The sequence below is a fragment of the Oceaniglobus trochenteri genome, assembly GCF_020529025.1.
Lineage (GTDB): Bacteria > Pseudomonadota > Alphaproteobacteria > Rhodobacterales > Rhodobacteraceae > Oceaniglobus > Oceaniglobus trochenteri.
In genome coordinates, this window is sequence record NZ_JACNMM010000002.1 from 273,673 (window position 1) to 293,181 (window position 19,509).

Annotated in this window: 20 protein-coding genes; 8 read left to right on the top strand and 12 right to left on the bottom strand. The window is 66.4% G+C overall.

Features of this window, described 5'->3' with window-relative positions:
- The first annotated feature begins 1 nt into the window (after position 1).
- From H7828_RS01530 to H7828_RS01540, 3 genes are read left to right on the top strand one after another with little or no spacing between them, the layout of a single operon-like run.
- Positions 2-757, top strand: a complete 756-nt coding sequence (locus tag H7828_RS01530; RefSeq protein WP_226779173.1) for an SDR family NAD(P)-dependent oxidoreductase — start codon at positions 2-4, stop codon at positions 755-757.
- A gap of 10 nt (positions 758-767) precedes the next feature.
- Positions 768-1,961 (top strand): kynureninase, encoded by a 1,194-nt coding sequence (gene kynU / locus H7828_RS01535; RefSeq protein ID WP_226779174.1) that lies wholly within the window; start codon positions 768-770, stop codon positions 1,959-1,961.
- Positions 1,958-2,446, top strand: a complete 489-nt coding sequence (locus H7828_RS01540) for a GNAT family N-acetyltransferase (protein WP_226779175.1) — start codon at positions 1,958-1,960, stop codon at positions 2,444-2,446. Before kynU ends, H7828_RS01540 begins: the two co-directional genes overlap by 4 nt.
- Here H7828_RS01540 and H7828_RS01545 read toward each other — a convergent pair.
- Positions 2,441-3,217 (bottom strand): gamma-glutamyl-gamma-aminobutyrate hydrolase family protein, encoded by a 777-nt coding sequence (locus H7828_RS01545; protein WP_226779176.1) that lies wholly within the window; start codon positions 3,215-3,217, stop codon positions 2,441-2,443. The genes H7828_RS01540 and H7828_RS01545 overlap by 6 nt on opposite strands.
- A gap of 88 nt (positions 3,218-3,305) precedes the next feature.
- The gene (gene xseA / locus H7828_RS01550) at positions 3,306-4,865 is read right to left on the bottom strand and encodes an exodeoxyribonuclease VII large subunit (RefSeq protein WP_226779177.1); all 1,560 of its coding nucleotides are present in this window, start codon (positions 4,863-4,865) and stop codon (positions 3,306-3,308) included.
- A 68-nt stretch (positions 4,866-4,933) separates the two neighbouring features.
- Here xseA and purD point away from each other — a divergent pair, with 68 nt between their 5' ends.
- On the top strand, positions 4,934-6,199 hold the full coding sequence (purD, locus tag H7828_RS01555; RefSeq protein ID WP_226779178.1) for a phosphoribosylamine--glycine ligase: 1,266 nt from the start codon (positions 4,934-4,936) through the stop codon (positions 6,197-6,199).
- A gap of 59 nt (positions 6,200-6,258) precedes the next feature.
- Here the strand turns inward: purD and H7828_RS01560 are convergent, their stop codons facing one another.
- Together H7828_RS01560 and H7828_RS01565 are read right to left on the bottom strand one after the other, a co-directional pair.
- Positions 6,259-6,993 (bottom strand): FG-GAP repeat domain-containing protein, encoded by a 735-nt coding sequence (locus H7828_RS01560; protein WP_226779179.1) that lies wholly within the window; start codon positions 6,991-6,993, stop codon positions 6,259-6,261.
- Positions 6,990-7,313 carry a 2Fe-2S iron-sulfur cluster-binding protein gene (locus H7828_RS01565; protein WP_226779180.1) on the bottom strand — a complete coding sequence of 108 codons (324 nt, stop codon included), beginning with the start codon at positions 7,311-7,313 and terminating at the stop codon, positions 6,990-6,992. The genes H7828_RS01560 and H7828_RS01565 overlap by 4 nt, the downstream gene beginning before the upstream one ends.
- A gap of 248 nt (positions 7,314-7,561) precedes the next feature.
- Here H7828_RS01565 and H7828_RS01570 point away from each other — a divergent pair, with 248 nt between their 5' ends.
- On the top strand, positions 7,562-8,044 hold the full coding sequence (locus H7828_RS01570) for a peptidoglycan-binding domain-containing protein (protein ID WP_226779181.1): 483 nt from the start codon (positions 7,562-7,564) through the stop codon (positions 8,042-8,044).
- Positions 8,045-8,108: 64 nt separating this feature from the next.
- Here the strand turns inward: H7828_RS01570 and H7828_RS01575 are convergent, their stop codons facing one another.
- The 7 genes from H7828_RS01575 to rpiA form a co-directional block, all read right to left on the bottom strand.
- Positions 8,109-9,563 (bottom strand): DegQ family serine endoprotease, encoded by a 1,455-nt coding sequence (locus H7828_RS01575; RefSeq protein ID WP_226779742.1) that lies wholly within the window; start codon positions 9,561-9,563, stop codon positions 8,109-8,111.
- A gap of 195 nt (positions 9,564-9,758) precedes the next feature.
- On the bottom strand, positions 9,759-9,962 hold the full coding sequence (locus tag H7828_RS01580; protein WP_245398540.1) for a DUF2065 family protein: 204 nt from the start codon (positions 9,960-9,962) through the stop codon (positions 9,759-9,761).
- Positions 9,959-10,846: a protease modulator HflC gene (gene hflC / locus H7828_RS01585; protein ID WP_226779182.1), complete on the bottom strand. Its 888-nt coding sequence runs from the start codon at positions 10,844-10,846 to the stop codon at positions 9,959-9,961. Before hflC ends, H7828_RS01580 begins: the two co-directional genes overlap by 4 nt.
- Positions 10,846-12,000 (bottom strand): FtsH protease activity modulator HflK, encoded by a 1,155-nt coding sequence (gene hflK / locus H7828_RS01590; RefSeq protein ID WP_226779183.1) that lies wholly within the window; start codon positions 11,998-12,000, stop codon positions 10,846-10,848. The genes hflC and hflK overlap by 1 nt, the downstream gene beginning before the upstream one ends.
- A 95-nt stretch (positions 12,001-12,095) precedes the next feature.
- A complete protein-coding gene (gor, locus tag H7828_RS01595) occupies positions 12,096-13,448 on the bottom strand; it encodes a glutathione-disulfide reductase (RefSeq protein ID WP_226779184.1) in 1,353 nt (450 codons plus the stop codon).
- 219 nt (positions 13,449-13,667) lie between these two features.
- Positions 13,668-14,234 carry a hypothetical protein gene (locus H7828_RS01600; RefSeq protein WP_226779185.1) on the bottom strand — a complete coding sequence of 189 codons (567 nt, stop codon included), beginning with the start codon at positions 14,232-14,234 and terminating at the stop codon, positions 13,668-13,670.
- Positions 14,235-14,298: 64 nt separating this feature from the next.
- Positions 14,299-15,087, bottom strand: coding sequence for a ribose-5-phosphate isomerase RpiA (rpiA, locus tag H7828_RS01605; protein ID WP_226779186.1), 789 nt, complete (start codon positions 15,085-15,087; stop codon positions 14,299-14,301).
- Between the two features lie 187 nt (positions 15,088-15,274).
- Here rpiA and H7828_RS01610 point away from each other — a divergent pair, with 187 nt between their 5' ends.
- The 3 genes from H7828_RS01610 to H7828_RS01620 all read left to right on the top strand — a co-directional run bounded on the left by H7828_RS01610 (position 15,275) and on the right by H7828_RS01620 (position 18,742).
- Entirely contained in the window at positions 15,275-16,648 is a 1,374-nt protein-coding gene (locus H7828_RS01610) for an L-serine ammonia-lyase (RefSeq protein WP_226779187.1), read from the top strand.
- A gap of 205 nt (positions 16,649-16,853) precedes the next feature.
- The gene (locus H7828_RS01615; protein ID WP_226779188.1) at positions 16,854-17,774 is read left to right on the top strand and encodes a DMT family transporter; all 921 of its coding nucleotides are present in this window, start codon (positions 16,854-16,856) and stop codon (positions 17,772-17,774) included.
- Positions 17,771-18,742, top strand: coding sequence for a DMT family transporter (locus H7828_RS01620; protein ID WP_226779189.1), 972 nt, complete (start codon positions 17,771-17,773; stop codon positions 18,740-18,742). The genes H7828_RS01615 and H7828_RS01620 overlap by 4 nt, the downstream gene beginning before the upstream one ends.
- On the opposite strand, the gene H7828_RS01625 is transcribed toward H7828_RS01620, so the two are convergent.
- Positions 18,693-19,346 (bottom strand): thiamine diphosphokinase, encoded by a 654-nt coding sequence (locus H7828_RS01625; RefSeq protein WP_226779190.1) that lies wholly within the window; start codon positions 19,344-19,346, stop codon positions 18,693-18,695. The two genes, H7828_RS01620 and H7828_RS01625, sit on opposite strands and share 50 nt — an antisense overlap.
- Positions 19,347-19,509 lie beyond the last annotated feature (163 nt).

Consider the following 19,509-nt stretch of genomic DNA (forward strand, 5'->3'; position numbering starts at 1 on the left):
CATGAGCTTGACGGGAAAACATGCGCTTGTCACTGGCGGGGGCAGCGGTATCGGCCTTGCCATCGCCCGCGCGCTGGCCGCCGAAGGCGCCGTTGTCACCATCACCGGACGGCGCAGCGCCCCGCTGGATCGGGCGGGCGAACTTTACGGCCTGCACCCGCTGGTGGCCGATGTCACCGATGAAACGGCGCTGGACGGTGCGATTGATCGGGCCGTCGCCGCACGGGGGCCGCTGGCGATCTGCATTGCCAACGCCGGAATCGCCGAGGGCCGCGCCCTGCACAAGACCGACATGGCCTTCTGGCGGTCGATCATGGCCACCAACCTTGACGGCGCCTTCCTGACGATCCGCGCCGCCCTGCGCTCGATGCGGGGGGAGGATTGGGGGCGGGTGATTGCCGTGTCCTCGGTTGCCGGGCTGAAGGGGTTGAAGGGCGCCTCGGCCTATACCGCGTCAAAGCACGGGGTTGTCGGACTGATCCGGGCGCTGGCCGCCGATCACGCCGGCGGGCCGATCACCTTCAACGCGCTTTGCCCCGGCTACGTCGACACCGATATCGTCAGCCGCAACGCCGCCGCGATCCAGTCGCGCGCGGGCCTCTCTGCCGCCCAGGCCACCGCCCTGATGACCGACACCAACCCCCACAAGCGGCTGGTCACGGTGAGCGAGGTTGCCGAGGCCGCGCTCTGGCTTTGCGGGCCGGGATCGGGCAGTGTAAATGGCCAGGCCATCGAGATTTCGGGCGGCCAGATCTGAAAGGACCAAGATGACGGATTTCGCAGCCACCAAGGCCATGTTCCACCTGCCCGACGGGGTGATCTATCTTGACGGCAACTCGCTTGGGCCGCTGCCCCTGGCCGCGCCCGAACGGGTGGCCGAAATGATGACGGCGCAGTGGGGGCAGATGCTGATCACCGGGTGGAACAAGGCCGGGTGGATGGCCGCCCCCAGCGCCATGGGCGACCGGATCGCACGGCTGATCGGCGCGCCCGAGGGCAGCGTGGTTCTGGGCGACACCCTGTCGATCAAGGTGTTCCAGGCGCTGGCCGCGGCCCTGTCGCTGCGCCCCGATCGTCGGGTGATCGTCAGCGACAGCGGCAATTTCCCGACCGATCTTTACATGGCGAACGGGTTGATCCGCGCGCTGGACAAGGGGCACGAACTGCGCACCCCCGCGCCCGAGGATGTGGCCGATGCCATCGGCGAAGATGTCGCCGTGCTGATGCTGACCCACGTCGATTACCGTACCGGGCGGATGCACGACATGGCCGACCTGACCGCCCGCGCCCATGCGGCGGGTGCGCTGGTGATCTGGGACCTGGCCCATTCGGCCGGCGCCCTGCCCCTTGACCTGGCGGGGTGCGGCGCCGATTTCGCGGTGGGCTGCACCTATAAATACCTCAACTCGGGCCCCGGCGGACCGGCCTTCATCCATGTGGCGCCGCAGCACGCCGGGGCAGTCGAACCGGTGCTGTCGGGCTGGCTGGGCCATGATGCGCCCTTCGCCTTCGACCCCGATTACCGCCCTGGTCCGGGGATCGAACGGATGCGCGTCGGCACCCCGCCGGTGATCCAGATGGCGGCGCTGGACGCCGCGCTGGACATCTGGGACAGTGTCGACATGCAGGCCCTGCGCGACCGCTCGGTCGAGCTGTGCGAGAGGTTCATCGAAGGTGTCGAGGCGCGCTGCCCCGACCTGACGCTTGCCTCGCCCCGCGTGGCGGCGCAACGCGGCAGCCAGGTTTCGTTCCGCCACCCCGAGGGATACGCCATCATGCAGGCCCTGATCGCGCGCGGCGTGATCGGCGATTTCCGCGCCCCCGACATCCTGCGCTTCGGTTTCACCCCGCTTTACATCGACGCCGACGACGTTGACGGCGCGGTGAACCACCTGGCCGAGGTGATGGAGGGCAACCACTGGGATCGCCCCGAATACAAGGTGCGCGCCGCAGTCACATGACGCAACAGCAACAATGGCCGGACATCGTCCTGCGCCCCTATCGACCCGACGACGCCACGGGGTGTTTCGCCCTGTTCCGCCTGGCCATCCACGCCGGAACCAGCCCCCATTACGACGCCGCACAGCGTGCCGCCTGGGCCGGGTCGGGGCCCATGGGCGACGCCTGGCACAGCCGGCTTGCCGCAATGCACACCACTGTCGCCCAGCAGGCGGGCGGGATCGTCGGCTTCATGTCGCTGCGCGGCGACGGTTACCTAGATTTTGCCTTCGTCCACCCCGACCTGCGGCGCAGTGGGCTGGCGGTGAGGTTGCTGGACCGGACACTGGAACAGGCGCGCCGCCTTGGGCTGCGTCACCTGACGACCGACGCAAGCCACCTGGCGCGGCGGTTCTTCCTGAAACACGGCTGGCACGAGGTCGCCGCCCAGCAGGTACAGCGCGACGGTGTCATGCTTGAGAATTTCCGGATGGCGCGAAGCCTATGAGGCCCGGGCCATGGGCGCGCGCCGCCCCGCCGCCCATTCCGCCGCCGCAGCGCCGAAAGACGTGAACAGCGGGCGCGACACCGGGTCGTTGGCGGCGTTCCACTCCGGGTGCCACTGCACCGCCAGCGCATAGCCCGGCGCACCTTCGATATAGACAGCCTCGGCCGTGGTGTCGGGCGCGCGTCCGTCGATCACGATGCGCGCACCGGGGGTGCGGATGCCCTGCCCGTGCAGGGTGTTGGTCATCACCTGTCGCGCGCCCATCAGGCCGTGGAACACGCCGTTCTCGGTGAACTCCACGCTATGGCGCAGGGCGAATTTCTCTTCGATGGTGCCGTCGGGGGGCATGCGGTGATTGTCGCGCCCCGGCAGATCGCGGATTTCCGGATCAAGGGTGCCGCCCATGGCCACGTTCACCTCCTGGAAACCGCGGCAGATGGCCAGGAACGGCTGACCGCTTTCAACGCAGGCCCGCACAAGCGGCAGGGTGATGGCGTCGCGGGCCCGGTCGAAGGCGCCGTGGGCGGCGGTTTCCTCTTCCCCGTATTCGGCAGGGTGGACGTTGGGGCGCCCGCCGGTCAGCAGGAAACCGTCGCAGGCCGCCATCAGGTCGGGCACGGAAACAAGGCGCGGATCGGCAGGAATGATCAGTGGCAGCGCCCCCGACACCTCGGCGATCGCTTCAGAGTTCATCAACCCGCCCGCCGTGACGGGGTATTGATCGTTCAGAAGGTTCTGGTTGCCGATGATCCCGACGATGGGGCGTCTCATACCGTCTCCCTTGTGGTTATGGCCCAAAGTTTACCGGGTTTGCCTGCCGCATCCAACCGGATTGGCGCAGCCGTGCAGGGGGGCAGGATCACAGCAGCTCTCCCTGTTCGGGGGGGGCCTTGGGGGGCTTGGGCTTGCGCCGCCGCGTGGCCGGGGCGGCGCCGCCGATGGGGAAATCGCCATCACCGAAACGGATCGTCAGGCTGGTGGCCTGGGCCGCCGCCTTAGCGGTGGTGATCACGTCATCGCCGCTCAGCACCACGGCATAGCCCCGTTGCAGCGTCGCCTCGTAGCCCAGCGTCTGGCGCAACCGCTCCAGCGCGTCCAGCCGCCCGCGCGCCGTCTCGGTCTTGTCGTTGAAGGCGCGGTGCAGCCGCTGGGCCAGCCGATCCAGATCGCGGCGGCCCGAATCGACGGCCCGCCCGATGGGCTGGGGCGAAAGGCGGCCACTGCGCTGATCCAGCCGGTCACGCTGAACCGCCAGCGCGCGCGAGAGGCCCGGGGGAAGGCGAGCGGCCAGGCTGTTCATCCGGGTGCCTTCGCCCTCGATCCGGGCGCGCAGCGTGCGCGGGCGCATCACCGCCGCCGCCTCGGTCAGCCGTCCGCGCGCATCCTGGGTGGCGCGGGTCAACGCGGCGGGCAGCCGCGCGCCCGCCAGGTCAAGCCGCTGGCGCGCAGGCGCCAGAAGCGAATCGAGCCGGGGCAAGGCCCGCGCCACATCGCGCAGCCGCTGGCCCTTCTGGGCCAGGTCGCGGGTGGGGGCCGCCGTCAGCCGCGCCCCCTGCCCCGTGACCCAGGCCAGCAGATCGGCCCGCACCGGCACCGCCAGTTCCGCCGCCGCCGTGGGGGTGGGCGCGCGCTTGTCGGACACGAAATCGATCAGCGTCGTGTCGGTTTCATGGCCCACGGCCGAAATCAGGGGAATCTCGCTTTCGGCGGCGGCGCGGGCCACGACTTCTTCGTTGAAGCCCCAGAGATCCTCAATGCTGCCCCCGCCCCGGGCCACGATGATCAGGTCGGGCCGGGGCAAGGCGCCACCGGGGCTGAGCGCGTTGAAACCGCGAATCGCCCGCGCCACCTGGGGCGCGCAATCCTTGCCCTGCACCGCCACCGGCCAGACCAGAACCCGACGCGGAAACCTCTCACGCAGCCGGTGCAGGATGTCGCGGATCACCGCACCGCTGGGCGATGTCACCACGCCGATCACCTCGGGCAGGAAGGGCAGCGCCTGCTTGCGCGATTCGTCGAACAGCCCCTCGGCGGCCAGGGCCTTCTTGCGCTTTTCCAGCATCGCCATCAGCGCGCCCACACCCGCCGGGCGCAGATCGTCCACCGTGAGCTGGTACTTCGACTGCGACCCGAAGGTGGTAAGCTGCCCCGTGGCAACAACCTCCATCCCCTCTTCCGGCAGGGTGCCAAGCGCCGCCACCTGCCCCTTCCAGGTGACCGAGGCCAGAACGCTGCGGTCGTCCTTGATATCGAAATACAGATGCCCCGAGCGCGCCTTGAACACGCGCCCCACCTCGCCGCGCACCCGGACGCGGCCGAATTCGCCCTCGATCACCCGTTTCACCGCGCCCGAGATTTCCGAGACGGTGTATTCATGGGCGTTCTGCCCCGGCGCGGGATCGTCGATCAGGTCGGACATCAGGATACCTTGTGAACTCTGCCCGCCCACCCTAGAACGCCCGCAACCAGAGGAAAAGCGGGGGCGACATGAACATTCTCATTCTGGGCAGCGGCGGGCGCGAACATGCCATCGCCTGGGCCGTCATGCAGAACCCGAAATGCGACCGCCTGATCGTGGCGCCCGGCAATGCGGGGATCGCGATGATCGCCGATTGCGCCGCGCTGGATATCCTGGACGGCGCCGCCGTGGTGCAGTTCGCCGAAGAAAACGCCGTGGACTTCGTGATCATCGGCCCCGAGGCACCGCTGGCCGCCGGCGTGGCCGACGATCTGCGCAGTGCCGGCATCCTGGTGTTCGGGCCGGGCAAGGCGGCTGCGATGCTTGAGGCGTCCAAGCGGTTCACCAAGGAAATCTGCGATGCCGCCGGCGCCCCCACCGCCGCCTGGGCCCGGTTCGACAGTGCCGAACCGGCGCGCGACTATATCCGCCAGAAGGGCGCGCCGATCGTCGTCAAGGCCGATGGCCTGGCGGCGGGCAAGGGCGTGATCGTGGCAATGGAGATGTCCGAGGCCCTGGCCGCCATCGACGACATGTTTTCAGGCGAATTCGGCGCCGCCGGTGCCGAGGTGGTGATCGAGGAATTCATGCAGGGCGAAGAGGCGTCGTTCTTCGTGCTTTGCGACGGAGAAACCGTGCTGCCCATCGGCACGGCGCAGGATCACAAGCGCGTCGGCGCGGGCGATACCGGCCCCAACACCGGCGGCATGGGCGCCTATTCCCCCGCGCCGGTGATGACCGACGCAGTGACCGAGGCAACCCTGGCCCGGATCGTGCGCCCCACCATGGCCGAGATGGCGCGCCGTGGCACGCCCTTCACCGGCGTTCTTTTCGTCGGGCTGATGATCGAGAATGGCCAACCCCGGCTGGTGGAATACAACGTGCGCTTCGGAGACCCCGAATGCCAGTGCCTGATGATGCGGCTGGGCGCGCAGGCGCTTGACCTGTTGCTGGCCTGCGCCGAGGGCCGGTTGAGCGAAGCCCGGGTCAACTGGGCCGAGGACCATGCCATGTGCGTTGTCATCGCCGCCGAGGGCTATCCGGGCACCTATGCCAAGGGCGAGGTGATCGGCGGGCTCGAAGGGTTCGAGGCCGACAGCTTTACCATGATGTTCCATGCCGGGACCGCGCTGCGCAATGGCAAGGTGGTTTCGGCGGGCGGGCGCGTTCTGGGCGCCACCGCGCGGGGGAGCGATCTGCGCGCCGCGCGCGACCGTGCCTATGCCCTGGCCGACCGGGTGGAATGGCCCGGCGGCTTCTGCCGGCGCGACATCGGCTGGCGCGCGCTGGACTGACGGGGCGGACTGGGGCGCTGCCCCAGACCCCGGAGTATTTTCAGCAAGAAAGAGGGGCGTCAGTCGCAGGCCATTGCGGCCGCGAAGCTGCCCCGGTCGCGGTGCCGGCCGATCACCCGCGAGGTGAGCCGCCCCCCGGCGAGGCGGGTTGCCATCACATTGCGCCAAGCGGCATCGGCGGTGATCATCTCGGGGCCGGCGCCGCAATCGCGCATGCCCCCCGCGATGTCGCTTTCGCCGATCCGGTGATTGGTGAGGCCGGGGCTTTCGGCCAGGGGCACCAGCCGCCAGCCTTCGCCCGCAGGTTCCATGCGCCAGACCATCAGCGTTTTGGCCAGGTGCGGCCGGTCGATCCAGGCGAGTTCGATCCTGCCGTCACCGTCCAGATCGGCGGCGCCGACGGGGGCCAGCCAGCGGAACCGCTGTCCGATGAAGGGCGAGGCGGCAAGCGGCGCAAGCCGTCCCTGCCCGTCCAGCCCCCAAACCGCGAGGCGGGCGCCCTGGCTGTCGCTGCTTTCGACGGTGATGACCTCGGGGGCGCCATCGCCCGTGACATCCGCAAGGCGGGGCGCGGTATCCTCGAACACCATGCCCGGGGGGTATTGCGCCGACAGGCGGCGGCCATCGGACAGTGTGACCTCAAGCGTCGCATGCTCGATGCCATCGCCCAGCACGGCGTGTGGATAGCGGTCGGTGGGGTCGGTGTAGCGGGCGGCGGTTATCTCGGCCGCCAGGCCCTGCCCGGCGAAGAGCGCGGGCAAGGCCCAAGCGATGAGCGCCCGCGCCGAAATCATATCTGTTTTTCGGGCATCTGCACCACCAGCCCGTCGAGGGCATCGCTGACCTTCAACTGGCAGGTCAGGCGTGAACGCTCGGCGTCGGGCTGGAAGGCGAAGTCCAGCATGTCTTCCTCCATGCCGTCCTTTTCAGGCAGCTTGGCCACCCAGTCGGGGTGGACGTAGACATGGCAGGTGGAACAGGCGCAGGCGCCGCCGCAGTCGGCCTCGATCCCGGGAATGCCGTTGTCGCGCGCGCCTTCCATGACGGTCAGCCCGTTGGCCACCTCGACCACATGTTCGGTGCCGCCATGTTCGATATAGGTTATCTTTGCCATCGCTCGTTTCGTTCCCTCGTTGACGGTGTCGCGTCCGTACCTAATGGTCGGGGCGGCGTGATGCCAGTGACATCTGCGTGGTTTCGCCGGGCGCGCCCCTGCCGTGACAAGGCCCTTCCCCGATTGCTGCCTTTGGGATAGCATCGCGCGAAACGACCCGCCAGAGGCCGAGCAGCATGTCCTTTCCCATCCCTTCCCAGGCTCTTTGCCCGGCTGTCCTGCTGCTGGCGCTTGCGGGATGCACCGGCATGACCCGGCCGGATGTGTCGCGCTTCCTCGAACCAGAGCTTTCGGCAAGCGACCGCCCCGTCGGGTCGGACCCGAATGCCTGCTACAGCCAGGACGTGACCCCGGCCCTGATCGAGACGGTGACCGAACAGGTGGTGGAACAGCCGCCCGAGCTGTCAAAGGACGGCACGCTGCGCCGCCCCGCCACCTATCGCACCGTTACCGAGGCGCGCATCGTGAAGGATCGCAGCGACATCTGGTTCCAGACCCCCTGCCCCGACGAACTGACGCCGCAGTTCATTGCCAGTTTGCAAAGGGCGCTGGCGGCGCGGGGGCTTTTCGCGGGCAGGGTCAGCGGCGTGATGGACGCCGAGACCCGTCAGGCGGTGCGCCGGTATCAGAAGGCCGAGGGGCTGCACAGCGGGGTCATTTCAACGGCGGCGGCAAAGCGGCTGGGCCTTGCGGTCTATGAACGCGACGAGGCCCTGCGCAAGCGCCGCTGAACCGGGCAAAAGAAAACAGGCGCCCCGAAGGACGCCTGCCTGATGGTTGCTTTCCGAAACCCGATCAGTCGATGGGCAGGGCCACGAAGCGCGGTTCGCCCGCACGACGCACCAGAAGCAGGATCGACTTGCGCCCTGCATCCTTGGCCTCGGCGATCCGATCTTCCAGGTCCGAGGGACCGCTGATCTTGCGCTGCCCAGCCTCGGTGATCACGTCACCGGCGCGGATGTTCTTTTCGAAGGCATCGCTGTCTTCGGCCACATCCGTCACCACCAGCCCGTCGGTGGCGCCGCTGAGGTTCAGTTCCTCGCGCATTTCGTCGGTCAGGACCGTCACCGTCATGCCCAGCACATCGGCATTCGACGGCGCTTCGGGGGCCGGGGCCACGGCGGGCACGGCGCCTTCGGCCTCTTCGCGGCGGCCAAGCGTGATGAGGAGCGTTTCGGTCTTGCCATCGCGGTAGACCTTCACGCGCACGGCCTTGCCCACCTGGGTGTTGCCCACGGTGCGCACCAGGCTGCGGGTGTCGGCGACGTCCTTGCCATCGAAGCTGATGATCACGTCACCCGCCAGCATCCCGGCCTCTTTCGCGGGGCCTTCGGGCACGTCGGTGACCAGAGCACCGGCCGCGGTCTTCAGGTCCATGGATTCGGCGATGTCCTCGGTCACGTCCTGGATGCGGACGCCCAGCCAGCCGCGGCGGGTTTCGCCGTATTCCTTCAGCTGCGAGACGACCTTGGTCACGACATTCGACGACATGGCGAAACCGATGCCGATGGAACCGCCGTTGGGCGACAGGATCGCGGTGTTCACGCCGATCACCTCGCCGGCCATGTTGAACAGCGGACCGCCCGAGTTGCCGCGGTTGATGGCGGCGTCGGTCTGGATGTAATCATCATAGGTGCCCGAAAGCGCGCGGTTGCGGGCCGAAACGATACCGGCAGAAACCGAGAAGCCCTGGCCAAGCGGGTTGCCCATGGCCATCACCCAGTCACCCACACGCATCACATCACTGTCCCCGAACGGCACATGGGACAGCGCGGTGTCGGCCTCGACCTTCAGAAGCGCAATGTCGGTGTTGGGGTCGGTCCCCACCAGCGTCGCCGGAAGTTCCTTGCCCGAGAAAAACTCGATCTGGATCTCGTCGGCGCCTTCGATCACGTGGTTGTTGGTGACGATATAGCCATCTTCGGAAATCACGAACCCCGAGCCAAGCGCCTGGCTGCGGCGGGGCCGCTGGCCGTTGCCGCCGGGGTTCATCCGGTCGTTGAAGTCACGGAAGAAATCCTCGAAGGGCGAGCCTTCGGGAACGATGGGCGCCTGCCCCGAGCGGGCGGCAACCGTGGTGGTGGTGGTGATGTTCACCACCGACGGACTGATCTTGTCGGCCAGGTCGGCAAAGCTCTCGGGCGCGCCTCTTGCATCGGCGGCCAGGCTTTGTGCCATAACCAGGGCCAGGCCCACGACAAGCGCCCAGAAGGTGCGCAGGGGGGCCGATACGGTCCGTTGCAGTGTCATAGTGCGAGATGTCACGATATGCTCCTCCAAGCAAAGCATTGGTGCAATTGGCAGGGCGGGATCAGCGGCACCAAGGGCCGGCAGGGTCAGGCGATCCCACCTGTCTCAGGTAGTGTGACATCGGCGTAGCGCAACCGCCAGTCCGTGTCGTGTCAACAGCACGTGATTAAAACGTGCGCGAAACTTGCGTTGCGGTCACAGTCCCGCGCCCAGGGCCCGTGCCCCCCAGACCAGCAGAACCCCCAGCGCCAGCGCGCCCAGCCCGATGAAGCGCCGTGTTTCCGGGGATATCCGGCGCAGCGCCTCAAGCGCCTCCTCCAGACGCGAAGGGGCCAGTGCGAACACCAGCCCCTCGATAGACAGCACCAGCCCGAGGGCAAGAAGTGCGGTTGCGATCAACGATCCGCCTCGCGCGGCTGATCGGAATTGAGGTAGTCGAAGAACTCGCTGTCGGGCGACAGGACCAGCATCGAATTCTCGCCCTTGAGCGAACGCTGGTAGGCCGTGAGCGAACGATAGAACTCAAAGAACTCCTGGTCGGCGCCGAAGGCCTCGGCGAAGATGCCGTTTCGCTGGGCGTCGGCCTCGCCTCGGGTGACTTCGGCGTCGCGGGTCGCCTCGGACACCAGTTCCACCACGGTTCTGTCGGCGGCGGCGCGCACGCGCTGTGCCGCTTCCTCACCGCGGGCGATCTCGTCCGCGGCTTCGCGTTCACGTTCCGCCCGCATCCGGGCGAAGGTGGCTTCCAGGTTCTGCTCGGGCAGCGCGGTCTGCTTCAGCCGCACGTCGATCACCTCAAGCCCCAGGGGCGCCGCACGGGCGCGGGCCTGGGCGGTGATGCGCGCCATCAGTTGCGCACGGTCGGCCGACAGGATCGTGTTCGAGGTCACGCCATCCGAACCCAGAACCGCGCGGATCTGCGGGTTCAGGATGCCTTCCAGCCGGTCCTCGGCGGCACGTTCGCCCCCAAGACCCACGGCACGGCGGAACTGTTCGACATCGGTAATGCGATAGCGGGCAAAGGCATCGACCACCAGGCGGCGGTCGTCGCTGGGCGTCACTTCGATCGGGTCGGTGTCGATGCTCAGGATGCGGTCGTCATAGCGCACGACCTCCTGGATCAGCGGCAGCTTGAACGCCAGTCCGGGTTCTTCCTTTACGGCCTTGATCTGGCCGAACTGCAGCACCAGCGCCTTTTCGCGTTCGTCCACGATGAACACGGACGACACCAGAATGGCACCGGCAATCACGATGAGCGGGATGACAAGAGCGGATTTTTTCATCAGTTCGATCCTCCCGAGCCGACATTGCGGCGCAGTTCATTCAGCGGCAGATAGGGCACAACGCCCTGACCCGCGCCACCCTGGGCGCTGTCGAGGATGATCTTGTCGACCTGGCCCAGCACGTCTTCCATGGTTTCAAGATACAGGCGCTTGCGCGTGACCTCGGGCGCCTTGGCGTATTCCGCCAGAACGGCCGAGAAACGGCTTGCCTCACCCGATGCCTCGTTCACCACCTGGGCGCGATAGGCTTCGGCCTCTTCCAACAGCTTGGCGGCTTCACCACGCGCGCCCGCAAGGGCCTGGTTGGCATAGGCATCGGCCTGGCGTTGCAGGGTGTCGCGCTTCTGCTCGGCGGCCTGCACCTCGCGGAAGGCGTCGATCACCTCGCGCGGGGGGTCGGCCTTGTCGAGGTTCAGACGCACCACGTTGACCCCGGAATCATAGCTGTCGAGCGTGTTCTGGATCAGTTCCTGCACGGTGTCGGCAATCAGGGCACGGTCACGGTTCAGGATCGGCGCCAGTTCACTGCGCGCGATCACCTCGCGCATGGCCGATTCCGAAACGGCGCGGATCGTCTGGCGGGCATCGCGCAGGTTGAACAGGAACATGGCCGGGTCGCTGATGTTCCAGACCACTTCGAAGTCGATATCGACGATGTTCTCGTCGGTGGTCAGCATCAGCCCGTCGTCGTTGCGACCCGAGGTGCCGCCAACGCCGATCTGTTCGGTCTGTTCGCGCGTCACCGGCAAAACCTCGGCGGTGACCAGCGGCCAGGGGGCAAAGTTCAGACCCGGCCCGCCGGTGGCCGAGTATTTGCCAAGGAACAGTTCAACCGACTGTTCTTCGGGCTTGACGGTGTAGAAGCTGGAAAAGACCCAGAGCCCGATCACGGCCAGCGCGGCAATGCCCACGGTGCCGCGGCTGAGTCCGGGTCCGCCCGAACCGCCACCGGTGCCGTTGTTGTTGCCACGGCCGCCGCGCCCGCCCATCAGGACGCGCAGCTGCTCCTGGCCCTTCTTCATTATCTCGTCGATCTCGGGAATCTGCGGTCCGTCGCTGCCCGGACGCCGGTTGCCCGGTTTCCGTCCATCGTCATCGCCACCGCCCCCGCCGCGGGGGCCGCTGCCCCAGGGTCCGCCATTGTTGCTGGCCATCCAGGTTGTTTCCTTTTGTTGGTCAGTATCTTCTGTAACTGTGGTTCTCGCGCAGTGAAATCAAGCGCCCGGCAGATATATGGCTGCCACCGGTCCTAACGGACCGGCTTGCGCATTGTCACCAGTTCTTCGGCAATTGTCGGGTGAACCGCGACCGTGCGGTCGAAATCCTCTTTCGTGGCGCCCATCTTGACGGCGATCGCCGCCAGCTGGATCAGTTCGCCCGCCCCTTCGGCCACGATATGGCAGCCCAGGACGCGCCGATCGGCGGCATCGACGATCAGCTTGAACAGCACCCTGTCCTCGCGCCCGGCAAAGGCATCCTTCATGGGCTTGAAGGCCGTGGCATAAACCTCGATCTCGTGGTCCTTGCGGGCTTCTTCCTCGCTCATCCCGACATAGCCGTATTCGGGCTGGGTAAAGACGGCACCGGGCACAAGGGCATGATCGGCCTTCACCTTCTTGCCGCCGAAGACGGTATCGGCAAAGGCGTGGCCCTCGCGGATGGCCACCGGCGTCAGGTTGATCCGGTCGGTCACATCGCCCACCGCATAGATCGACGGCACGCTGGTCTGCGACCATTCGTCCACCACAATCTCGCCCTTGCGGCCCAGCTTCACGCCGATGTCCTCAAGCCCCAATCCGCCCGAGTTGGGCTTGCGGCCCGTGGCATACATCACCTTGTCGTAGTGGCGGTTCTTGCCGTTGGTGGCCTTGACGAAGATGCCCTCGTCCTGCTGCTCCATCTCGATCACATCGCAACCGAGGTGCAGCGAAACGCCACTGTCCATGATCAGTTCGCCGATGTGGCCGCGCACCTCTTCGTCGAACCCGTTGAGGATCTGAGCGCCGCGGTAGAACTGCGTCACCTCGACCCCCAGACCGTTGAGGATGCAGGCGAATTCACAGGCGATATAGCCGCCGCCGACGATCAGGATGGATTTGGGCAGCTCATCGACAAGGAAAATGTCGTTGCTGGTGATGGCCAGCTCGCTTCCCGGAAAATCAGGCACGAAGGGCTGTCCGCCGGTCGCAACAAGAATATGCTTGGCCGTCACCGTCTTGCCGTCGGCCAGCCGAACGGTATGGGCATCGTCCAGAACGGCGCGGCTGTCGAAGATCGTCACGCCCGCGTTCTGGGCATTGCGCCGATAGGCGGCCTCAAGCCGGTCAAGCTCGGCATGCAGATGCGGGCGGAATTGGCCCCAGTCGAACCCGTGCTGGCGAATGTCCCAGCCATAGGCCTTGCCGTCCTCGACCGTGCGGGAGAAGCCGCTTGCGTAGACCATCAGCTTCTTGGGAACACAGCCGCGGATCACACAGGTGCCCCCCATGCGGTATTCCTCGGCCAGGGCCACCTTCGCGCCCCCTTCGGACGCCGCGATCCGCGCAGCCCGCACCCCACCCGAGCCGCCACCGATCACGAAAAGGTCAAAGTCGAAATCCATCTGCTCCCGGTCCCCCTCTGTGTGCGCAAAGGGTATCGCAGATGTGGCAGGGGATGGCCAGAGCGGCTAGAATGAAGGAAAGTGCCGTGCCGTTGTCTTTAGCAATCGGTCCCTGCTCCAGGTTGAACCATCGCCCCAAATAGAAGGAGCGTTGCCAAGCCACCTAAAGCAACATCGATTGGCCGCCGTGCCGGCTTCCAATTCGACTTCCGAACCTTTTCACTTCTTTGCCTCAATTGCTGTACGAGCCAGGGCTGCGGCAAGATCGGCGCTCAGACTTTCGATCCGCGCCAGTGACGCAGCATCCTTTTCCATGGCAAGATCAAGCAAGGCCTGAAGTTGGTCCAGATGATCGCGAAGATCAGAAACTTGGCGGTTCAGCACTCCATTCTGCCGCCGAATTTCGGCCACTCGGTCGGTTTCGAACCCAAGATGCCGGATCTTGTCAATCTCACTGCCTACATCCTGACACGTTCCCTTTTCGATACTTTGGGTGGTGACACGAACCGCCGAGTTGTCAGCGCCGTTTAGTTGATAAATGAAACGTCCTTTGGAAAAGATGCCAACATCTGCCTCGAAACGCACGACGACGGTCGGATCAAAAGCCGACAAAACCTGACCTTCTGGGGTCGCATAGAACGCGAGGATTTCAAACTCACCCTGAAATGAACAGGCAATGAACTCGAATTTCTCTTGCCCACTTGCTGGCACCGCAACAGCGAAGGCACAAAAAAAGGTGAGCAAAAAATGGCTAAGCATTTTCCATCCTGTCGGTTCGTTTTTCAAGAACTCCCTCGCGCCGAGAAGGGTGCCTCGACAGAAATACCTGTCCTTGCGCGGCGAAAGTCCCCTACTCCCCCAGGTCGCTGAACAGGTTCTCGGTGTCCACGAAATCGATCTTGTCCTGCTGGGTGACGCCGGTGTTCACGTCCTTCACCTCGACCCGGCCGTCGCCGTGGCCGATCACCACGACGTCGCAGATGTCGATGAACAGGCCGTTTTCCACGATCCCCGGAATCTGGTTGATCACCAGCGCCAGTTGCCGCGCGTTGCCGATGCGGTTCAGGTGCAGATCCAGGATGTAGTTCCCCTCGTCCGTCACGAAGGCGCTGTCGCCGTTCATCCGCAGGGTGCCGGAATCGCCCAGTACGTCCAGCGCGGCCAGAGTCTCTTCGACCAGGGCCTTGGTGGTCTGCCAGCCGAAGGGCACCACCTCGACCGGGAGGGGGAAGGCCCCCAGCGTCTGGACCTGCTTGCTCTTGTCGGCGATCACCACCATCCGGTCGCTCGCCGTCGCCACGATCTTCTCCTGCAGCAGGGCGCCACCGCCGCCCTTGATCAGGTTCAGCTCGTCATCGAACTCGTCGGCGCCGTCGATGGTCACGTCCAGCCACTTCGCCTCGTCCAGGCTCACCACCTTGATGCCCACCTGGCGGGCCAGTTCGGCGGTGCGGGTGCTGGTGGGCACCCCGGTGATGCGCAGACCGTCCTCGCGGATCATCTCGCCCAGGCAGCGCACCAGCCAGGCGGCGGTGCTTCCGGTGCCAAGGCCAACGCGCATCCCGTCCTCGACAAAGTCGCAGGCGCGCTTGGCGGCGACGAATTTTGCGGTGTCGATGGGGGACAGGCGACCTGACATCAGAACGGCTCCGGATAGCTGCGGCATTTCGCGCCTTATAGGCCGGGACGGCGCCATGTGCGAGCGATTATTACCCGCCCTTCGCGCCCCTGGCATCGCCAGCGCGGCGCAAAACGTCGCAATCGCCCGTGCAACCGGGGGCCTGCCGTGCCACAGTCGGTGCTGCAAGCCAACGACAGGACCACCCATGTTTCTTTCCGTATTCGAGATGTTCAAGATCGGCATCGGCCCATCGTCGTCGCATACCATGGGGCCCATGGTGGCCGCTGCGCGGTTTCTCGACCACCTGCGCGCCATGCCCTTCACCGCCGAGGGCCTGCGCGCCTCGCTGCACGGCTCGCTGGCCTTCACGGGCGTCGGCCATGCCACCGACCGCGCCGTGATCCTGGGGCTGGCCGGCTTTGCCCCCGAAACCTATGACGGCGAAGCGGCCGAGGCGGCACTGAAGGCGATCCGCGAAGAGCGCCGCGTCGCCCCGCCGGGGCTGGCGCCGCTGGCCTTCGACCCGGAAACCGACCTGAGGTTCGATTACGGCCCGCCCCTGCCCGGCCATTCCAACGGGATGATCCTGATGGCGACCGACCGGCAGGGTGACGTGATCGCGCAAGAGACGTATTACTCCGTCGGCGGCGGCTTCGTCCTGACCGAGGCCGAACTGCGCGACGGCGCCGATACAAACGACGGCCCCCCGGTGCCCCATGCCTTCAAGACCGCGGCCGAGATGCTCGAGATGTGCGCGGCCACCGGAAAATCCATCGCCGCGCTGAAACGCGCCAATGAACTGACCCGACGCGACGCCGCCACCCTCGACGCGGGGATGAAGCGCCTCTGGCAGGTGATGAACGATTGCATCGACCGCGGCCTCGCCGCCGAGGGCACCCTGCCCGGCGGGCTGAAGGTGCGCCGCCGCGCCCACGACATCCACCAGGCGCTGCTTGCGGAACGCGGCCAGAACCAGCGCGCGCCCCATACCATCAACGACTGGATGAGCGCCTACGCCATGGCCGTGAACGAGGAAAACGCCGCCGGTGGCCAGGTGGTGACGGCCCCCACCAATGGCGCGGCGGGGGTGATTCCCGCGACGATCCGCTACTGGCTCGATCATGTCCCGGGGGCGACGACGGCGCGCATCCCCGAATTCCTGCTTACCGCCGCCGCCATCGGCGGGCTGGTGAAACACAACGCCAGCATCTCGGGCGCAGAATGCGGCTGCCAGGCCGAGGTGGGCAGCGCCGCCGCCATGGCCGCCGCCGGCCTTGCCGCCGTCATGGGCGGCACGCCCCCCCAGGTCGAAAACGCCGCCGAGATCGCGCTGGAACATCACCTGGGGATGACCTGCGATCCGGTGCGCGGCCTGGTGCAGGTTCCTTGCATCGAACGCAACGGCCTTGGCACGATCAAGGCGGTCTCGGCCGCCTCGCTGGCCCTGCGGGGCGACGGCACGCACCTGGTGCCGCTGGATTCGGCCATCGAGACCATGCGCCAGACCGGCGCCGACATGAGCGAGAAGTACAAGGAAACCTCCCTCGGGGGGCTCGCCGTGAACGTGCCCAACTGCTGACCGATCCACGCCCCGAAACCGGGGGAGCCTCCGGCGGGGATATTTGAAGACCAAAGATGCAGGGGCCGGCATGTCACATCTTTGGTCGTCAAATATCCTCGGGAGGAGTCGGCGCAGCCGACGGGGGGCAGACAGCCCCCCTTTCACCCGCGCGGACCGCGCAACAGCCATTGCAAGCCGCCCCTGTGCGGCCTAGCGTCGCGCCATGACACCTGACCGCCCCCTTCTCGGCATCCTGCTGATGATCGGTTTCACCGCTACCGCGCCGATCATGGACAGCTTTGCCAAGCTAGCCGCATCCAGCATCGCGGTGGGACAGATCGTGGCCTTCCGTTTCGGGCTTCAGGCCGCGCTGCTGTTGCTGGCCGCGGCGGTGCTGTCGCAACTGGCCTGGCCCGCGCGGCGCGACTGGGCCCTGCATGTCCTGCGGGCGGCGCTGATCCTGATCGCGACCGGCGCCTTCTTCACCGCTTTGGGGGTGATGCCCCTGGCCGATGCCATGGCGATCTTCTTTGTCGAACCCTTCATCCTGACCCTGCTGGGGGCCCTTGTCCTGGGCGAATCCATCGGCTGGCGGCGGATCGGCGCCTGCGCGGTGGGCTTTGCCGGCGCCCTGCTGATCATCCGGCCCAGCCTGGCCGTCTTCGGCCCCGTGGCGATGCTGCCGCTGGTGACCGCCTTCTGTTTCGCCAGCTACATGGTGTTGACGCGCCGGATCGCCCGGCGTGTGCCGCCCGTCGCCCTGCAGTTCTGGACGGCCCTGGCGGCGACCGCCCTGATCCTCCCCCTGCTCTGGCTTGCGCGCGACAGCGAGGTCGCGCCCCTCCTGACCCGCACCCCCGAAGGCTGGGCCTGGGTCTGGCTGATCGGCGTCGGGGTGATGGCCGCGGTTTCGCACCTGATGATCAGTTTCGCGTTGAAATTCGCCCCCGCGGCAACGATCGCCCCCCTGCAATACCTTGAAATCGTGGTGGCCACGCTGCTGGGGTACTACATCTTCGCCGATCTTCCCGATCTTCAGACCCTGCTGGGCATCCTGCTTATCGTCGCTTCTGGGCTTTATGTCTTCCTGCGCGAAAGGCGGCTGGAGCGCGACCCGCTCCCAGCCGCTCCGCCCCCGGCATGACCGTGCTACGCGCCGCCGACCGCCCGCTTCTGGGCATTGCGCTGATGCTGGGCTTCTGCATCCTGGCCCCCATGGGCGACGCCACGGCCAAGCTTCTGGGCGGCACCCTGCCCGTCGGGCAGCTGGTCACGGTTCGCTTCGTGCTGCAGGTCCTGTTCCTGGTGCCGCTGGTCCTCATGGCGCCCCAGGTGATCCGGCTGAACCGGCGGCTCATGTACCTGACGGCCCTGCGCACCCTCTTCCACATCGCCGGAATCGGCGCGATGTTCCTGTCGCTGGTCTATCTGCCCATAGCCGAGGCCGTGGCCATCGCCTTTGTCATGCCCTTCATCCTGCTGCTGCTGGGCCGCTTCGTCCTGCACGAAGAGATCGGCCCCCGCCGCATGGCGGCCTGCGCCGTGGGCTTTGGCGGAACGCTGATGGTGGTCCAGCCCAGTTTCGCCGCCTTCGGGGCGCCCGCGCTTCTGCCGCTGGTGGTGGCGGTGGTCTTTGCGCTGTTCATGCTGGTCACGCGCACCATTGCCAAGGATGTCGACCCGATCGGCCTGCAGTTCGTCAGCGGTGTCATGGCCTCGGTGGTGCTGGTTCCGGCGCTCTGGCTGCTGGATGGCAGTGGCCTGCCGCAGCTTGACGCCGTGATGCCCAGCGGAAATGCCTGGTGGCTTCTGGCGCTGCTGGGTCTGCTGGGCACGGCGGGGCATCTGCTGATGACATGGTCCTTGCGCTTTGCCCCCTCGGCGACACTGGCCCCCATGCAATACCTTGAAATCCCCGTGGCCACGCTGATCGGCTGGGCCGTCTTCGGCGATCTGCCCAACGGCCTTGCCGCATTGGGCATCGCGGTGACGCTTGCCTCGGGGCTTTATATCGTGGCGCGCGAAAGGGCGCTGAATGCGGCCGCGATCCGGACCGCGGCACCTAGCCAAGCGCCGCAAGAAGCGGCGCCAAGGCCGCCCGCGGCAGAATAAGCAGCATCCCCGGCCCGTCAAAGCGCAACCGCACGGGGCCGGTCACGCGGTTCGACGTTCCAATCTGTCCGCCCGGCGCAAAATCCAGGCCCTCGATCGGCCATTCCAACCCTTCCGACCGTCCGCGCACCGGCGCCATCGGGAAAAGCGAACATCGTGCGCCCCTGTCCAGCGCAAGGTCGATACCCACGGACACATGGGTCACCACGTCGCGGGCGCCGATCAGGACGACCGGATCGTGCTTTCGCGCCAGCGCCCCCAGCGCCGCCAGTTCGTGATCGACCTGCCCGCCGAGAAACCCCAGCCCCAAAACCAGCGGCGCCGCGATCCGCGACAGGGATTTCTCGAAATCCGTGGTCATCTGGCAGGTGTCGTGGATCATCCGCTCGGCACCGATTCTGTCGCGCGCCGCCCGCGAGATCGAGTCGAGGTCTCCGATGGTCCAATCTGGCATTTGCCCAAATTCAAGAACAGTGTCAGCACCCCCGTCGGCCGCCACCAGAAGCGGCGCAATGGCCCGTGCCATCTCCAGATCGCCTTGCAAAACAGGCCCCCCGCCCACCAGGGTTGCACCGACGCGATCGGAAACCATCTTGTCCGCCATGGGGAAATTAACCTTATATCAGCCTTCCGACCACATTCTGGCCGCGAAAAGATACCGGATTATCCGCAGTTCTGTTCTGATTTGCGAACCAATCCGTGGTAAACATACCCCTGCTGGATCGGGGGAGAAAGCGAGTTAACCATGGTTGGATCAAGCAAGATTC

Bases quoted from the DNA above. Each gene is read 5' to 3' on its own strand.
- H7828_RS01530 (WP_226779173.1), top strand. From the start codon at position 2: ATGAGCTTGACGGGAAAACATGCGCTTGTCACTGGCGGGGGCAGCGGT.
- kynU (WP_226779174.1), top strand. From the start codon at position 768: ATGACGGATTTCGCAGCCACCAAGGCCATGTTCCACCTGCCCGACGGG.
- H7828_RS01540 (WP_226779175.1), top strand. From the start codon at position 1,958: ATGACGCAACAGCAACAATGGCCGGACATCGTCCTGCGCCCCTATCGA.
- H7828_RS01545 (WP_226779176.1), bottom strand. From the start codon at position 3,217: ATGAGACGCCCCATCGTCGGGATCATCGGCAACCAGAACCTTCTGAAC.
- xseA (WP_226779177.1), bottom strand. From the start codon at position 4,865: ATGTCCGACCTGATCGACGATCCCGCGCCGGGGCAGAACGCCCATGAA.
- purD (WP_226779178.1), top strand. From the start codon at position 4,934: ATGAACATTCTCATTCTGGGCAGCGGCGGGCGCGAACATGCCATCGCC.
- H7828_RS01560 (WP_226779179.1), bottom strand. From the start codon at position 6,993: ATGATTTCGGCGCGGGCGCTCATCGCTTGGGCCTTGCCCGCGCTCTTC.
- H7828_RS01565 (WP_226779180.1), bottom strand. From the start codon at position 7,313: ATGGCAAAGATAACCTATATCGAACATGGCGGCACCGAACATGTGGTC.
- H7828_RS01570 (WP_226779181.1), top strand. From the start codon at position 7,562: ATGACCCGGCCGGATGTGTCGCGCTTCCTCGAACCAGAGCTTTCGGCA.
- H7828_RS01575 (WP_226779742.1), bottom strand. From the start codon at position 9,563: ATGACACTGCAACGGACCGTATCGGCCCCCCTGCGCACCTTCTGGGCG.
- hflC (WP_226779182.1), bottom strand. From the start codon at position 10,846: ATGAAAAAATCCGCTCTTGTCATCCCGCTCATCGTGATTGCCGGTGCC.
- hflK (WP_226779183.1), bottom strand. From the start codon at position 12,000: ATGGCCAGCAACAATGGCGGACCCTGGGGCAGCGGCCCCCGCGGCGGG.
- gor (WP_226779184.1), bottom strand. From the start codon at position 13,448: ATGGATTTCGACTTTGACCTTTTCGTGATCGGTGGCGGCTCGGGTGGG.
- rpiA (WP_226779186.1), bottom strand. From the start codon at position 15,087: ATGTCAGGTCGCCTGTCCCCCATCGACACCGCAAAATTCGTCGCCGCC.
- H7828_RS01610 (WP_226779187.1), top strand. From the start codon at position 15,275: ATGTTTCTTTCCGTATTCGAGATGTTCAAGATCGGCATCGGCCCATCG.
- H7828_RS01615 (WP_226779188.1), top strand. From the start codon at position 16,854: ATGACACCTGACCGCCCCCTTCTCGGCATCCTGCTGATGATCGGTTTC.
- H7828_RS01620 (WP_226779189.1), top strand. From the start codon at position 17,771: ATGACCGTGCTACGCGCCGCCGACCGCCCGCTTCTGGGCATTGCGCTG.
- H7828_RS01625 (WP_226779190.1), bottom strand. From the start codon at position 19,346: ATGGCGGACAAGATGGTTTCCGATCGCGTCGGTGCAACCCTGGTGGGC.